Here is a 14,332-nt window from a genome sequence, read left to right on the forward strand (position 1 = left end):
GAGCCTAAACCATACGTAGAACTGGGACTATTGGGGGTAGTTTTACCCTAAACCGCACGTCGCAGCATTCGTTCCGCAGCGCGAACGCCTCAATAACGATGTGAAAAATGGTCCTGTCGAAACCGCTTTCGTCCGCAACCTCGTGGAGCGTTCGCGGGCGGAGGGAGGCGCGCGTTGGAGCCAACCTATTCCGTGATGCGAATGATCGGCTTGATCGTGCCACCCTTCTCGCTGTCCTCCGCAGCCTCGTTGATCTCGTCGAAGGAGTAGAACCTCACGAGCTTGTCGAACGGAAAGCGGCCCTGCATGTAAAGCTCGACCAGGCGCGGGATGAACTGGTCCGGCACACTGTCGCCCTCGACGATGCCGCGAATGACCTTGCACTTCTGCATCACGTCATTGATGTCGACTTCGAGGTTGGTACCGGGTTTCGATGCGCCGACGATGCCACAGACGCCACGCGGGCGCAGCGCCTCGACGGCAGAACGCGCCACATCGGCGCGGCCGGTGCACTCGAGCGAATAATCCACTCCCGTTCCGGTGATCCCGCGAATGACTTCGACCGGGTTCTCGTTGCGACTGTCGATCACGTGCGTCGCCCCGAGCGTCCTCGCGAGTTCGAGCCGCGACGGCACCACGTCGATCGCGACGATGGTGGTGGCTCCGGTTACGACCGCCGCCATGACGGCGCTCAGACCGACGGCACCGGCACCGAACGCGGCAAAGCTCGATCCGGCCTCGACCTTCAAGGCGTTGAGCACGGCCCCCGCGCCCGTTTGGATGCCGCAGCCGAGCGGCCCGAGCAGTTCCAGCGGGGCGTCCTTGCGGACCTTGATCACGTTCCGCTCGTTCGCGATGGCATAGGCGCCGAACGAGGACTGGCCGAAGAACCGGTCGTTCAGGTCATGGCCGCCGCTGTCACACAAAGCGTGCGACCCGTCCGGGCGCTGGCCGGAGAAGTTGTAGGCGTTGAAGTTCTCGCAACTGGCCGGCGCTCCCTCCTGGCAGGCGCGGCATCGGCCGCAGGGCAGAAAGGTCAGGACGACATGGTCGCCCGGCGCCACCTTGCGCACGTCGGCCCCGACGGCGTCGACCGTGCCTGCTCCTTCATGGCCGAGCACGATCGGGTGCGGGACCGGATAGACCTGATCGCGCGCCACCATGTCGGTGTGGCACATGCCGGTGGCAACGATTTTCACCAGGACCTCGTCATGGCGGAGATCGCCGTGGCGGATTGCTTCAATCCGGAACGGTCCGCCCTGTTGTCGAATGACGGCCGCCTTGAAAGGCGAAGGATTCGTATCGTTCACGGAGCACCTCCGATGACTGCGTCAAACCCGGATGCCGGATTTCCCCGGCGCGACGATGCCGTTGGGATCGAGCGCCCGCTTCAAGGTTTGGTTGACCTGGCGCTGCACCGGCCCAAAGCTCTCGGCGACCTTGTCCATGAAGGCGGTATTCACCCGGTAAACACCGTATCCCGCCCTGTTGAACTCATCCAGCAACTCGCCGAAACAGGCGTGGGCGGCCTTCATCTCCTCCGGGTCGGTCCGGTCGAACAGCACATCGATGATGTGGTGCATGTCGCGTCCACCGACGATGAACTCCCCGACATAGTCGAGTCCGTGCTTGTTCAGGATGGTCGTGGCCATCTGCACCTGCTTCAGGGTTTCCGACCCCCGGGCTTGGCTGACGGGCGCAAACCACATCGAGCCGCCACCGCCGCGCCAGTTGTAGAGTCCGAATTCCTGTAGCGTCATGTTGCCCCGGCTCAACTCCGCCCGGTAGCGGAAGGCGGGATTATCCTTGGCCTCCTCCTCGGTGATAATGGTTCCCTTTCCCGATCCCCGAACCATATCGGTGACGATCTTCCAGCTCACGTCGACCTGCTCCTTGGTGCCGTAGAGGGCGCCATACGCCGTCCAGGCGCCGATGTTGTGCTCCTGCCGGATCCGGCGGATGACCTCCTCGGGCGTGGCGCCTTTGCCGCTGTAGTATTGCGATCGCCGGATCGTCGCCGTCGCCTCGTACAGCGTGCCCACGAACACCATCGCGTTCGGGATGACGCCGCCGATCCTGAGCGGGCGGAACGAGTCGACGAGGGGCACGATGTCGGCCTCATCGGGGTAGCTCACGGCAAAGGGCTTGTAGACGTCCGGCGCCGGCATGAGCCAGAAACCGAGCTTGGTCACGATGCCGAAGTTCGACTGCGTGAAGATCCCGTCGAGATAGGGACCAAAGCCCCACTTGAATACCTGCCAGGTATTCGCGTTGGGAATGCCGCCCATCCCGGTGCGAAGCAGCTCGCCGTTCGGGAGGACGACCTCCATCCCGCACTGGAACATGAAATGCTCTCCATACGGGCCATAGCCGACGCCGCGGTCGAGCGTGTTGCCGACGGGTCCCACGATGGCGGAGGGCGCCGGTGGATCGAGCCACAGCCGATACTTTCGCTCCTCGATGTAGTCGTAGAGCTGTTGGTAGGTGACTCCGGGCTCGACGAGAGCCGTGCAGAGGTCCGGATCGACATCGATGATCCGGTTCATGCGTTTGAGGTCGAGCACGACCTGGCCCCGGCTGCCAGGCGGCGTCCCACCGTAGCCCAGGTTCTTTCCCGTCGAGATCGGCCATACCGGAATCCTGTGCTCGTTGCAGACGCGAACGATCCTCTGGACCTGGTCGACCTCGGTGGCGATCAGGGCAGCCGACGGAGCATGCTGCGCCTCGTCCACCGGCATCATGATCTTCATGTAAGGGAGAAGCTGCTCCTGGGCCGTGAGGACGTTCTCGGCCCCGAGAATTTCGGTGAACTTCCGGACGGCCGTCGTGAACGCGGCCTGATCCACATTTGGCGGAAGAGCAACGTATGGGCCGTCAGCCATAATGAGCTCCCCTTACAGCTCGTAGGAGAAGGAGACGAGGCTTTCAGCAGCGCGGCTTGGGCCTCGCTCCGGGCTGTCGGCAGTCGCCTCGAGGTGACGCTGATGAAATTGCTCCAGCCCATTCGCCATGGCGATCGTCTGGCCGAGTGCGAAGGCCCACCGATCGGTGCCAGCGGAGGATGCCGAGAGATGCGTCATCGTGCCGGCCGACAAGTCGTGATGGTTTACCGAGAAGCGACTTCCACACGCAGTGAGTGCCTCCGCGAACCATGCGGCGCACCCACCGGAGGCGGTCAACAGGCGATGACGGCTCTCCGTGGGCGTCAGCGTATGCTGTCCCAACCATCTCAGCCGGGCGCCGGCCGTTCGTGCACTCTCGCCGATGATCGCCGCGAGGCCATCATTCACCAGCCCGACCAGAGTTTGCCGCCGGCCTGCCGTCAGCATGGCCTGCAAACGCAGGAGATCCTCTGACCCGAAATCGTCAATCCGAAGAACGGCAATGTCGGCTCCGGGTGATCGGGCGCGAGCCAACCCGGCCAGAAAGTCGTCAGTAAACCGGGTGATCGAGAGGGTCGCAATCCATGGAATCGCCCTCTCGGCCCGTTTCCCGTCCGGCACCTCGTAAACAGTGGCATGGGCATCGGAGAAGCCGGGCGCGACGGCCGCGAACCCGGTCGCGGCAAGCCCTTGCAAAACCGGGCGGCGACCGATCGTCATGGCTTTCCTCCATTGGATTGGGGAGCGGCTTTTGGAGCGGGCGTTTGGGCCAGATAATCACCCAGGGCCTGCAAGGCTTGATCATCGATCTCGGCCGCCCGGAACGCCGGCATCGCCGAGAGCCCATGCCGGGTGATCGGCGCCAACGCCTCGGCCGGAAGACCTCTGCCCTTGAGAACCGGTCCGACCCCGCTCTCGTGGCAATGGCCGCAGACCTTCACATACACCTGCTCGCCATCCCGCCACCGCCCATCCGCCTGGGCATGCAATGGTCCAGCCGCAGCCAAGCATGCAGCGGCTGCCGTGATGGAGGCCAGGGGGAGCAGCGGTCCGTTGGTGGCAAGCATTGCAGCCTCCGTGCAAGCCCTACGCACAACCAACGCAACAGCACGGCATCATCAAGCGCGGCGGAGCGGTCTTGAGGCGACTTCAGCTTAGGCATCGCCGATGCTCACTCGCAATTTTGGTTCTAGAGTGCTTGGACGCGCCGGCAAGCTCGCGCCGTCTCCCGCTGATGTTTTCTTATTGGCTTGGCGGGAACGAGCGGGAACCCGCCTCCAACCTTCAGGTTTGCACAAACGTGACGCGTGCCGAAGCAGGGTGCCGGCCTAAGCCCAGCTCAGCGGCCTTGCTGCACTCCCGGTTGGTCCCAAGCGGAGGAAGTGGCAATGAACTTTGGGCAGAAACTTTCCCAGGTGCGCCCCTACGCCGATTTCGACACCCTCGCGATTGCCGGCACGTGGCGGAAGGGCCGATCGAACAAGGTCAACCGCGATCTGAACCCGTATACGGGCGAGGTGCTGATCGAGATCCCGCAGGCAAGCCGGGACGATCTCGATGAGGCTTATGCCAGCGCCGCTAAGGCGCAAATCGCGTGGGCCGAGAGATTGCCGGGAGAGCGGGCAGAGGTGATGCGCCGGGCGGCTGTCGTGATGGAGGCCCGCCGCGAGGAGATCATCGGCTGGCTCATCCGCGAGTCGGGGAGCACCCGGATCAAGGCCACCCTCGAATGGGAGACGGTGCACGCCGTCATGTTGGAAGCCTCCTCCTTGCCCTATCTCGTCGAGGGCCGCATCCTTCCCGCCGACGTGCACGGTAAGGAGAGCCGGGTCTACCGCAAGCCCGTCGGCGTCGTGGGCGTGATCAGCCCGTGGAATTGGCCGATGCAATTGACCAACCGTTCCCTGGCGCCGGCGCTGGCCGTTGGCAATGCGGTCGTGGTCAAGCCCGCCAGCGACACCCCGGTGACAGGCGGTCTGCTGCTGGCCAGGATTTTCGAGGAAGCCGGCCTTCCCCCGGGAGCGCTGAATGTGGTCGTGGGAGCGGGCAGTGAGATCGGGGACGCCTTCGTCCAGCATCCCGTGCCGCGCGTGATCTCGTTCACAGGCTCCACACCCGTCGGCCGGGGCATTGCTCGCTTGGCGGCGGAAGCCTCGGTCATGAAGCGCGTCGACCTTGAGCTCGGCGGCAACAGCCCGTTCATCGTGCTGGACGATGCGGACCTCGAACAGGCCGTGGAGGCGGCCGTTTTCGGCAAGTTCCTGCACCAGGGCCAGATCTGCATGATCACCAACCGCTTCATTGTCGACGAGGTGGTCTATGAGCCGTTCCTGGGCCGCTTCGCCGAGCGGGTGAGGGGGCTTCGGGTCGGGGATCCGGACCAGCCCGACACGGTGATCGGGCCGATCATCAACCAGCGCCAGCTCGAGGGCTTGCAGGCGCGCCTCAAGGAGGCGCAGGGCACGGGCCCTCGGCAGGTGGTCGGGGGTGAGCCCGAAGGCCTCGTCCTGCCGCCCCACGTCTTTGCCGACGTCACGAACGAGATGCCGCTTGCCCGCGAAGAATCGTTCGGACCCATTGCGCCCGTGATCCGGGCCAAGAACGAGGAGGATGCCCTCAGGATCGCCAACGACACGGAATACGGCCTCTCGAGCTGCGTCTTCACGCAAGACCTCGAACGCGGCGTGCGGTTCGCGCAGCGGGTGCAGGCCGGCATGACCCATGTCAACGATCAGCCGGTGAACGACCTGCCGTTCAGCCCGTTCGGCGGCGAGAAGAACTCGGGCATCGGCCGATTCAACGGCAAGTGGGGCATCGAGGCGTTCACCACCGATCACTGGATCACCATCCAGCATACCCCGCGGGCGTTTCCGCCCGATGCCCACGCGATCACGGGACCCTGGGCCGGAGGATGACGGCGCCATGAGCAAGGGCCGGGTCGACGCCGGTTTACCGACGGGGAGGACCACCGGATCGTGACCCGCATCGGTCCTATCCTGAGCATGGTGCTGGCCTTGTACGCGCTCGGGACGGGCATCTTCCTGATCTCGGAGAATCGGCGGCCGCAAGCGACCCTGGCCTGGATGCTGGTGTTCTTCTTCGCCCCCGGCATCGGCGTCCTGGTCTACATCCTCTTCGGCCGGGGCCGCAAAGCCTTCAGCAAGCGGAGCAGGCTCCTCAAGCAGGACCTCGAGGGCAAGGCCCGTCCGCTCCTCGAACCGATCCTGGCGCGCCAGGATGCGGAGATCGCCCGACTTGAGGGCCAAAGCCCGAGCCGCAAGAGGCTGATGATGCTGGTGCGGCGAAACTCACGCTCGGGTCTTAGCAGACGCAACCGGGTGCAGATCCAACAGGATGCCGCCGTATTCTACCCCAGCCTGATCGACGACATGAAGGCGGCGCGGCATTCGATCCACCTCCAGTACTTCATCTGGGCCGCGGATTCTTTCGGCGAGAGCCTCAAACGAGTCCTGACCGAGAAGGCGAGGGCGGGCATCCGGGTGCGGCTCCTCTATGATCCCCTCGGATCGCGGGCGCACCTCGGCCGTGGCTACATCAGGGATCTGCGGGCGGCCGGGGCCCAGATGGTGCCGACCTCGCGCCGCTACCAGCTTCACACGATCAGCTACCGCAACCACCGCAAGATCACGGTGATCGACGGCAGGATCGGCTACACGGGCGGCATGAACATCGGGCAGGAGCACCTCGATGGCGGTGAGGGGTTCGATGCCTGGCGCGACACGCAGGTGCGCATCGAGGGGGAGGGCGCCGCGCTGTTGCAGGCCGTGTTCATGGTGGACTGGTACAATGCGACAAAGGAGAACCTGTTCTCCGAAGACTATTTCCCATCCCGGGCAACGGAGCCGTCAGAGGGCGAGGTCCCCGTCCAGATCCTGACCTCGGGACCCGACTCGCAATGGGCGGCGATCCGTCAGCTCTACTTCGCGATGATCGCGGCGGCGCAGCACCATGTCTATCTGCAATCGCCGTACTTCATCGTCGACGCGAGCATCGCCGAAGCCCTGAAAGCGGCGGCGCTGTCCGGGGTCGACGTCAAGGTGATGCTGACCGCGCGGGCCTCGGGCAACCCGGTCCCGGGTTGGGCCGGCAACACCTTCATTCTGGATGTCATCGATGCCGGCGTGCGGGTCTTCCTGTACGAGAAAGGTTACTTGCACGCCAAGACGATCAGCATCGATTCCGAGATCTGCTCCATCGGGTCGACGAACATCGATATCCGCAGCTTCAGCATCAACTACGAGATCAATGCGGTGCTCTACAGCAGCCAACTTGCAAAGGACCTGGAGCGGGATTTCCAACGGGACCTCGCACACTGCACCGAGTTCGATCCGGGCGAGTACCTGAAGCGCCGCGCTGCCGTCCGGTTCCGGGATTCCGTCGCTCGGCTACTCTCGCCGTTGTTGTGACCCTAGAGGGTGATGTGTGACTGGCGAGCGGGAACGAATGAAGCCGAGCCGTATTGCCGAAGAGTGTCCCGGATCCTGACTTACAACGTGCGGAGGTGCCGCGGCACGCATGGTCAGGTGTCGCCCGCCCCGCCCGCATCGCCGACGTCATCGCCTCCTGCTCGCCGGAAGTCGTGGCGCTCCAGGAGCTCGATGTGGGCCGCGCCCGAAGCGGCGGAATTGACCTGGCCCATTCCATTGCCCGCGAGATCGGCATCCGCCATGTGCATTTCCATCCCGCCGTGCAGGTGATGGAGGAGAAATACGGCGACTCCATCCTCACGACAGTCAGAATGAGCACTTTTGACGGACGTTCACGTCAATAGAGGCCGGGGATCAGCCGCCACGTGCGGCGGCAGTACGCCTCGTACCCGGAGTCGAACTGATCCCGCAGCAGTTTCTCCTCCGCGTGGATCCGCACGAGGAGCGGTGGCACGAGGAGTGCTGTCAGCAGCACCCCGATCCCGGACCGAAAGGCGAGGGCCCAGCCCAGCGCGTTGACAAGCAGGCCGAGATAGCTGGGGTGGCGGATGACGCTATAGACACCGCTCGTCACCAGCCTGTGCCCCGGCTGGATCGCCACAAGCCCGCTGAACCGGCGACCGAGCACAAACACCGGCCAGATCCGCAGCGCGCCACCAGCGGCGAAGAGGCCAACGCCCAGCCAGCGCACGGCATCGCCGTCGAGGATCCAGACGCCCTTGCGCTCCGTGTAGGCGGGCAGATAGGCTGCCAGCAACCCGATCACCCCGAAGGCCGTGATGACCCAGCGGTTGGCCCGGTCCTCGCGTTCGCCCGGGCTCAGATTGCCGCCGCTGAACAGTGCGGCGCCGGACAGCGCGAAGAGGACGATGGTTAGGGCAATTCTGGCCGGATGGGAGAAGAAGGCGGCCAGCCCACCCGCGCCGAGGACAGCCAGCCCGAGATAGGCAAGGGTCCCCACGACCGTCAGGGCTGCAAGTCCGGAGGTGGGCGTCATAGCCGCCTCGTCTGGCTGCGGGTTCGTCGGGTGCAGGAGCCGGGCCACGTCAATCGCGGCCTGTCCGGCGCTTGTTTTTTCGCACCTGCCGGAACATCGTCCACAAAGTGGCGATCAACAGCATGGACACGGCTGGCCAATGAAACCAGACCCTGTGCAGGCCACTGAAGAGGTTGATCAGAAACAGAAACACGGAGATCACAAGAGCCGCTCGGAGGGCGCGCGGGAGATCAGCCAACCAGTTGGAGACGACACGGACCCGCGTCCGAGACCCAGCCTGGACACCAAATGATGGCGCACCACTGAGTGCGGTTGCTTTAGGAGCGGGTTCCAAACCGTCCTTGGATTCAGGTTGTCCGAAGGTTGTTCCGCTCAGGGCCACCCGATAGCTCGCCACGGGGGCAGCCACGTTCTTCACCTGCTGCGGCCCGAGGTAATCGAAGCCGACGGACAACTTGTTGTGGACCTGATCGTAGACGGGGCCGGAGATCAGGATGCCGCCCGGCTCAGCCATTTCCTGCAATCGGGCCGCGATGTTGACGCCGTCGCCGTAAATGTCGGAGCCGTCGACCATCACGTCGCCCAGATTGATGCCGATGCGAAACCGCATGCGCCGTGCCTCGGGCAGATGAGGGTCCTGCGTGGACAGCTCCTGCTGGATTTCGATGGCACACTGCACCGCCTCAACGACGCTGGGAAACTCGGCGATGACGGCATCGCCCCAAGTATTGACGATCCTCCCGTCATGGCGCTCGATCAGCGATGCCATGGCCATCCGATAGCGGCGCAGGGTCGCCAGCGTGCCGGGCTCGTCCGCCTCCATCAGGCGGGTATAACCGGATACGTCGGCGCACAGCACGGTGGTCAGCCGGCGTTTCAGCTTCTCGGTCATGACAGGCATGATAGCGCCGAACCTTCCGAAACGCATGAGCCGTTGGGCCGCACCTGGCACTTGCCGGCAGTCAGCCAAATCTCCGCAAGGTGGCGTGTTCCCCTAGGGCTGGGAAGCCTCGTGCTGATCACGGCGGAGCTGGTCTACCGCCACGGAAGAAGCCCGTCTGCGGGCACGGACGGGACCAAGGAAGCGGCTTAGGATCGGCTTTGGCTTTGCAGGAAGCAGGAGGCTCGGTAGGGTGACCTCCCAGGCCTCTCCGGACAAACCTAACTGGCACCGCGATGCAAGCTCGACCGAGAGTTGTCGTACTCCTCAACGCCGCTGCTGGGGCGCTGGAGGCCCGGGGTAGCGCAACCCTACTGGACGCCCTGACCTCCGCCTTCGAGCACCACCGGATCTTCGCCACGCTGAAAGTGCTTCACGGCCGAGACCTGCATGCGGCTGCCTCGCAGGCTGTGCAGCGGGTCGAGAATAAGGAGTTCGACGCGATCGTGGTCGGCGGCGGCGACGGCAGCGTCCGCACCGTCACTCATGCGCTGGCCGGAAGCAATGTCCCGCTCGGAATTCTGCCGCTTGGCACCCTCAACCATTTCGCACGGGATTTGGGCATCCCTGCCACCATCAATGAGGCGGTCGCGCTTATCGCTTCCGGAAAAACCCGTCTCATCGACGTCGGCGCGGTCAACGGTGAGATCTTTGTCAACAATGCGTCCCTCGGGATCTATCCCTACCTGGTGCTTGAGCGGGAGCTCTGGCGGCGCCGGCAAGGACTCGCGAAATGGAGTGCGATGATCATGGCCGGACTTGGTGTCATTCGACGCCTACCCATTCGACACCTCTCGATCAGCACGGAAGGTTTGGTGGAGGCAGGTCGAAGCCATGGCGTCTTCATAGGAAACAACGAGTACAGCCTGACGGCGCAAGCTTTCGGTCGACGGGCGAGGCTGGACCGCGGCGAGCTCTGCATTTACGTCACCAAGGCCCATGGAAGCTCGCTTTGTTTTGGCTCGCCTGCCGGGCCGTTCTCGGGCTGTTGGATACACGCCGTGACCTGCGTGCCATGAAGGTTGCAGAAGCTGAGATTCGAGTGGACGCGACCAGGCTTCTTATCGCACTTGACGGCGAGATCGGCATGCTGCGGCCGCCCTTGCGGTACCGCTCGCGGCCCGGTGCCCTACGCGTCTTCGTTCCTTCGACCAACCTTGATCCAAGCTACGACAACTAGGTTCAAATGCGCGCGTCGACCGATCGACATGCGACATCCAGTGAGTTACGGCCGATGGCAAATGCCAAACGGATCCTTGCTTTCTTCCTCTTCCTCCTGAGAATGACAGCATCCGCAGAAATCATGAGGCTTCGATTTCGATGGCTTCAATTCAACGCCCGGTGCGATCATCCGTGGATCGCTGCCGCGTCGCAGAGAACACGGACCAGGCAGCGATAAACATGGCCGCGACGAGTGGGCCGATGATAATGCCGTTGGCCCCGAAGGTCGCGAGGCCACCCAGCGTCGAAACCAGCACGACATAGTCAGGGATCTTGGTGTCCTTCCCGACCAGCACCGGGCGCAAGATGTTGTCCACGAGGCTAATGACCAGCCCACCGTAGAGAGTGAGAACGACGCCCTGCCAGAAGGCGCCTGTCGCCAGGAAATAGATCGCGACCGGGACCCATACTAGGCCGGTGCCCACGACAGGCAGGAGGGAAAGGATCGCCATCAGTGCGCCCCACAACAGCGGCGCCTGGATTCCCAAGATCCAGAAGATCAGGCCCCCGAGTGCTCCCTGCACCAGAGCTACGATGATGCTGCCCTTCATCATCGCGCGAATGGCGACGGTGAAGTTCCTGGCAAGCGATCGCTTTTGCTCCGGGTACAGGGGAACCGCTTCACTGATATGCCTGGTCAGGCTGCTCCCGTCGCGCAGCAGGAAGAACAGCAGATAGAGCATGAGGAACACACTAATGACGAAGTCGACCGTGGACTGGCCGAAGTTTATGGCCTGACCGGCAAGGAACTGTCCGCTCTCCATGAGAATGGCCGACAATTTTTCCCGCAATGCGCCGAAATTGGGCAGATCGATGCGTTTGAGAAGATCGATCAGCCATGTTGGCAACAGGCTCCAGATCTGCTCGGCGCTCAGGCGCAAGCTCGACCCTCCCGATTGGAAAGCCTGATACACGCCAGCCGCTTGGCGCACCAGCAGGTTGGCAAGAACCATCAACGGCAGAAGCACCAACACCACGATGATCAGGAGCGTCGCCAAAGCCGCAGCGTTGCGCCGCTGCGGCATGGACTTGAGCAATCGGCGGGAGAGCGGCGCGAACAGGATGGCCAAAATGGTTGCCCATAGGATCGCGCCGAAGAACGGCCACAGGATCCAACCGAACAACAGCGACACCGCACCGATCAGCAGGACGAGGGCCTTATCTTCGAGCGCGCGCATGTGGGGCCTCTTGCAACTGGAATATCGTTTCTTCCGAACTCTATCAGCCGCGTGATTCCGCTTGGTGAACTCCGAGCTCGTGTCTTCGGCCGATCTCAGTCACCAGTGCCGCCCGGCCGAAAGCCGTGCGCTGAGCTGTGAGATCGGTAGAGGAGGTCACTCAGGCGTTCAGGGAACATCATCCTCGGCAACGGAACCGCCTTCACTCTCCCAGGTTCCGATCCGCCGAGCGCCGCGGCGGCTGAACTTCAACCTGACGCCGACACCCATGCCATCCTCGGGTATGAACACCGCTCCGAGATCCTCGAGTGCGCGACGGATCGCGGCTAGGTTGTCGGGATCGGGTTGGCGGCGCATCTTCTCGTACTCGACGATATCCGCGGCGGCAACGGATGCCTTGAGCGCCAAGGTTCCGATTTCAACTTCCGCAAGCGCGCGCGCCGCACGGCACTGGCCCGGTGTGATAATTGAACTGTCTTTCATGGGTCGCCTTCTCTCGCGGGTGTTTGACGGTTGGTTGCGCTTGCGATCCTCGAACTTCTTTCCTGCGGCTTGCGAACTTCATGACTTCTCGCCTTGCCGTCGAGGGGCGGGCGCATTCGCGAACAGGACATTGAGTCCTTCGGCCATCGTCGGGTGCGTGAAGATGGCATCGCGCAGTCCAGTAAAGGGAAGCCCGGCCAGCATTGCCGTCTGCACCACCGCGATGACCTCGCCCGCATTTGGACCCAGCATGGTGAAGCCGAGGATCCGGTCACTGTGCGCGTCAAGGAGGGCCTTCATGAATCCGCGGGTCTCGCCGAGTGTGCGGGCCCGCAGGACCGACCCCATCGGCGACGAGACCACCCGCACGTCGATGTTCTGACTCCTCGCCTCCGTCTCGCTCAATCCGACCCGCCCGAGTTCGGGATCGACGAACATGCAATACGGGACCAGGCGGCCGCGCGTCGTCCGTTCGCCTCCCGCGAGATTGTCGCGCACGATCCGGAAGTCGTCGAAGGCCGCATGGGTGAACTGCGGGCTGCCGGCACATTCGCCCGTGGCCCAGATGCCGGGCGCGGTCGTCTCGAGCCGCTCGTTGACCGTGATGTAGCCGCGCGCGTCACACTCGATTCCGGCGAGTTCGAGGCCGATCACGTGCGTGTTCGGGGTGCGCCCGGCGGCCACGAGCAGGTCGCTGCCCTCGAGCGTGCGCTCGCCATGCGGCGTTTCGATCTGTAAGCGCACCCGGTCGCCCGAGCGGCCAGAAACGGCTTTCGTCGCGGCGCCGAGGATCACGTCGATGCCGTCCTCCGCGAAGATGGCACGGACCGCCTCGGCCACGTCCGGATCCTCGCGCGCGATGAGCTGCGGTCCGTACTCGATCACGGTCACCCGGCTGCCGAAGCGGCGGAAGGCTTGCGCGAATTCCGCGCCGACGTAACCGCCGCCGAGGACGATCAGGTGCTCGGGCAGGCGGTCGAGCTCGAGCACCTCGACGGCGGTCAGCAGAGCCGCGTCGGCCAGCCCCGGAACATCGGGAAGGGCCGCGTGCGTACCGAGATTGAGGAAGATGCGCTCGGCTACGATCCGCCGCGTCCCGCCCGCGGCCAGGGACACCTCGACCGTGCGGGGCGCGACGAAGCGGCCCTCGCCGAGGAGGAACTCGATCCCGTCGGCCGCGAACTTCTTGCGATGGATCTCGACCATGCCCTCGACCATCGCGCGCTTGCGCTCGCGAACGCCCTCCATGTCGGTGGCCGCCGGTTCGGTCGGCAAACCATAGGCGGCCGCATGATGGAGAAGGTCGGCGACCTTGGCGCTGTGGATCACGTTCTTGCTCGGCAGGCAGGCGATGTTCGGACACGACCCGCCGATGAGGGCGCGCTCGACCACGACGCACCGGCCGCCTTGCGCTGCAAGCTCCCAGGCAATGTACTTGCCCGGCTCACCGCCGCCGAGGATGAGGTTCTCGACTGTCCCGGTCTCGGGCATGGCGGCCTCCACAAGTCAGTGCACGATGTCGGGATACGCTCGTTTTAGGGCTATTTCGCGGATTCTCCTGAGGCCGGACATACTCGTGGACCCGCTTGCACGAGCGCAGGTTCGGCGATGTCTACCTTGGCCACCGCTCGCGCGTGCCAGGCTGGCTGTAGCGTCAAAAGGAACTGTCCCAGCTTCGGTGGTGCCAGGAAAGCTGGCGCTCCTATCGCGTCGCGGACAACTCCTTTCAGCCGCTGAACGGTCCGCGGCAGGCCTACGTGTCGCCCTACTAGGAGAACACTCGACGCCATGACGAAACGAGGCGGCTCATCGGAGCCGCCTTTTTTCTCTGGTCCGGCCCGAGCACCACGTCGCGGTACACGGTCGCGAACATCTGGTCCGTAATGCGGATCGAAGCCTCTCGAATGTTTCAGGCATCGCGCGGCAAGGCGGTGTAGACCCTGATGATGAACTGGTGGAACTCCGCCATGTAGTTTCGGAGGAACTCGGCCGTGGACTCGTTCGTGACCTCGCCAGCGTCGTTGATCAGTCCAGGCGTGAACTGGATATAAGCCTCAGGCGCGTTCATCTGCGGCGAGTTGCAGAAGCTGAGCACGCTGCGCAGTTGCTGCTGCGCCACGGCAGTGCCGATGGCGCCCGGCGAGGTGCCGATCACGGCCGAGGGTTTGCGCGTGAACGAGTTC

Annotated in this window: 15 protein-coding genes; 4 read left to right on the plus strand and 11 right to left on the minus strand. The window is 63.9% G+C overall.

What is annotated here, in order from left to right; all coding sequences use genetic code 11:
- Positions 1 to 185: 185 nt before the first annotated feature.
- Genes FEZ63_RS18055 through FEZ63_RS18070 form a run of 4 tightly spaced genes read right to left on the minus strand, consistent with a single transcriptional unit; the run spans position 186 to position 3,949 of the window.
- Positions 186 to 1,310 (minus strand): NAD(P)-dependent alcohol dehydrogenase, encoded by a 1,125-nt coding sequence (locus tag FEZ63_RS18055; RefSeq protein WP_150947068.1) that lies wholly within the window; start codon positions 1,308 to 1,310, stop codon positions 186 to 188.
- Positions 1,311 to 1,331: 21 nt separating this feature from the next.
- Positions 1,332 to 2,882, minus strand: a complete 1,551-nt coding sequence (locus FEZ63_RS18060) for an FAD-binding oxidoreductase (protein ID WP_150947070.1) — start codon at positions 2,880 to 2,882, stop codon at positions 1,332 to 1,334.
- Positions 2,883 to 2,894: 12 nt separating this feature from the next.
- Complete coding sequence (locus FEZ63_RS18065; RefSeq protein ID WP_150947072.1) at positions 2,895 to 3,602, minus strand: hypothetical protein; 708 nt, start codon at positions 3,600 to 3,602, stop codon at positions 2,895 to 2,897.
- A complete protein-coding gene (locus tag FEZ63_RS18070) occupies positions 3,599 to 3,949 on the minus strand; it encodes a c-type cytochrome (protein ID WP_150947073.1) in 351 nt (116 codons plus the stop codon). Before FEZ63_RS18070 ends, FEZ63_RS18065 begins: the two co-directional genes overlap by 4 nt.
- Positions 3,950 to 4,270: 321 nt before the next feature.
- On the opposite strand from FEZ63_RS18070, the gene FEZ63_RS18075 reads away from it, so the two are divergent.
- Together FEZ63_RS18075 and cls are read left to right on the plus strand one after the other, a co-directional pair.
- Complete coding sequence (locus FEZ63_RS18075) at positions 4,271 to 5,797, plus strand: aldehyde dehydrogenase family protein (RefSeq protein ID WP_150947075.1); 1,527 nt, start codon at positions 4,271 to 4,273, stop codon at positions 5,795 to 5,797.
- Between the two features lie 60 nt (positions 5,798 to 5,857).
- Positions 5,858 to 7,309: a cardiolipin synthase gene (gene cls / locus FEZ63_RS18080; RefSeq protein WP_150947077.1), complete on the plus strand. Its 1,452-nt coding sequence runs from the start codon at positions 5,858 to 5,860 to the stop codon at positions 7,307 to 7,309.
- 113 nt (positions 7,310 to 7,422) lie between these two features.
- Here the strand turns inward: cls and FEZ63_RS24855 are convergent, their stop codons facing one another.
- From FEZ63_RS24855 to FEZ63_RS18090, 3 genes are all read right to left on the minus strand, one after another.
- Positions 7,423 to 7,572, minus strand: coding sequence for a hypothetical protein (locus FEZ63_RS24855; RefSeq protein ID WP_153245864.1), 150 nt, complete (start codon positions 7,570 to 7,572; stop codon positions 7,423 to 7,425).
- 95 nt (positions 7,573 to 7,667) lie between these two features.
- Positions 7,668 to 8,327, minus strand: a complete 660-nt coding sequence (locus FEZ63_RS18085; RefSeq protein WP_150947079.1) for a methyltransferase family protein — start codon at positions 8,325 to 8,327, stop codon at positions 7,668 to 7,670.
- A gap of 49 nt (positions 8,328 to 8,376) precedes the next feature.
- A complete protein-coding gene (locus FEZ63_RS18090) occupies positions 8,377 to 9,228 on the minus strand; it encodes an adenylate/guanylate cyclase domain-containing protein (RefSeq protein WP_201274197.1) in 852 nt (283 codons plus the stop codon).
- Between the two features lie 275 nt (positions 9,229 to 9,503).
- On the opposite strand from FEZ63_RS18090, the gene FEZ63_RS18095 reads away from it, so the two are divergent.
- Positions 9,504 to 10,286 carry a diacylglycerol/lipid kinase family protein gene (locus FEZ63_RS18095; protein ID WP_150947081.1) on the plus strand — a complete coding sequence of 261 codons (783 nt, stop codon included), beginning with the start codon at positions 9,504 to 9,506 and terminating at the stop codon, positions 10,284 to 10,286.
- 312 nt (positions 10,287 to 10,598) lie between these two features.
- On the opposite strand, the gene FEZ63_RS18100 is transcribed toward FEZ63_RS18095, so the two are convergent.
- From FEZ63_RS18100 to FEZ63_RS18110, 3 genes are all read right to left on the minus strand, one after another.
- Positions 10,599 to 11,666: an AI-2E family transporter gene (locus FEZ63_RS18100; RefSeq protein WP_150947083.1), complete on the minus strand. Its 1,068-nt coding sequence runs from the start codon at positions 11,664 to 11,666 to the stop codon at positions 10,599 to 10,601.
- A 168-nt stretch (positions 11,667 to 11,834) separates the two neighbouring features.
- The gene (locus tag FEZ63_RS18105) at positions 11,835 to 12,149 is read right to left on the minus strand and encodes an XRE family transcriptional regulator (RefSeq protein ID WP_244622868.1); all 315 of its coding nucleotides are present in this window, start codon (positions 12,147 to 12,149) and stop codon (positions 11,835 to 11,837) included.
- A gap of 78 nt (positions 12,150 to 12,227) precedes the next feature.
- A complete protein-coding gene (locus FEZ63_RS18110) occupies positions 12,228 to 13,640 on the minus strand; it encodes a mercuric reductase (protein WP_150947084.1) in 1,413 nt (470 codons plus the stop codon).
- 173 nt (positions 13,641 to 13,813) lie between these two features.
- Between FEZ63_RS18110 and FEZ63_RS18115 the strand changes: the two genes are divergently transcribed.
- Positions 13,814 to 13,921 (plus strand): BA14K family protein, encoded by a 108-nt coding sequence (locus FEZ63_RS18115; protein ID WP_150947107.1) that lies wholly within the window; start codon positions 13,814 to 13,816, stop codon positions 13,919 to 13,921.
- Between the two features lie 137 nt (positions 13,922 to 14,058).
- Here FEZ63_RS18115 and FEZ63_RS18120 read toward each other — a convergent pair.
- Positions 14,059 to 14,332: NADPH-dependent FMN reductase (locus FEZ63_RS18120; RefSeq protein WP_338042232.1), on the minus strand; the 274-nt coding region annotated here is incomplete at its 5' end.

Origin of the sequence: Microvirga brassicacearum, assembly GCF_008757455.1 — a bacterium.
Taxonomy (GTDB): Bacteria; Pseudomonadota; Alphaproteobacteria; order Rhizobiales; family Beijerinckiaceae; genus Microvirga; species Microvirga brassicacearum.

Coding starts and splice junctions, on each gene's coding strand:
- FEZ63_RS18060 (WP_150947070.1), bottom strand. CDS start 2,882: ATGGCTGACGGCCCATACGTTGCTCTTCCGCCAAATGTGGATCAGGCC.
- FEZ63_RS18065 (WP_150947072.1), bottom strand. CDS start 3,602: ATGACGATCGGTCGCCGCCCGGTTTTGCAAGGGCTTGCCGCGACCGGG.
- FEZ63_RS18070 (WP_150947073.1), bottom strand. CDS start 3,949: ATGCTTGCCACCAACGGACCGCTGCTCCCCCTGGCCTCCATCACGGCA.
- FEZ63_RS18075 (WP_150947075.1), top strand. CDS start 4,271: ATGAACTTTGGGCAGAAACTTTCCCAGGTGCGCCCCTACGCCGATTTC.
- FEZ63_RS24855 (WP_153245864.1), bottom strand. CDS start 7,572: ATGGCGGATGCCGATCTCGCGGGCAATGGAATGGGCCAGGTCAATTCC.
- FEZ63_RS18085 (WP_150947079.1), bottom strand. CDS start 8,327: ATGACGCCCACCTCCGGACTTGCAGCCCTGACGGTCGTGGGGACCCTT.
- FEZ63_RS18090 (WP_201274197.1), bottom strand. CDS start 9,228: ATGCCTGTCATGACCGAGAAGCTGAAACGCCGGCTGACCACCGTGCTG.
- FEZ63_RS18095 (WP_150947081.1), top strand. CDS start 9,504: ATGCAAGCTCGACCGAGAGTTGTCGTACTCCTCAACGCCGCTGCTGGG.
- FEZ63_RS18100 (WP_150947083.1), bottom strand. CDS start 11,666: ATGCGCGCGCTCGAAGATAAGGCCCTCGTCCTGCTGATCGGTGCGGTG.
- FEZ63_RS18105 (WP_244622868.1), bottom strand. CDS start 12,149: ATGAAAGACAGTTCAATTATCACACCGGGCCAGTGCCGTGCGGCGCGC.
- FEZ63_RS18110 (WP_150947084.1), bottom strand. CDS start 13,640: ATGCCCGAGACCGGGACAGTCGAGAACCTCATCCTCGGCGGCGGTGAG.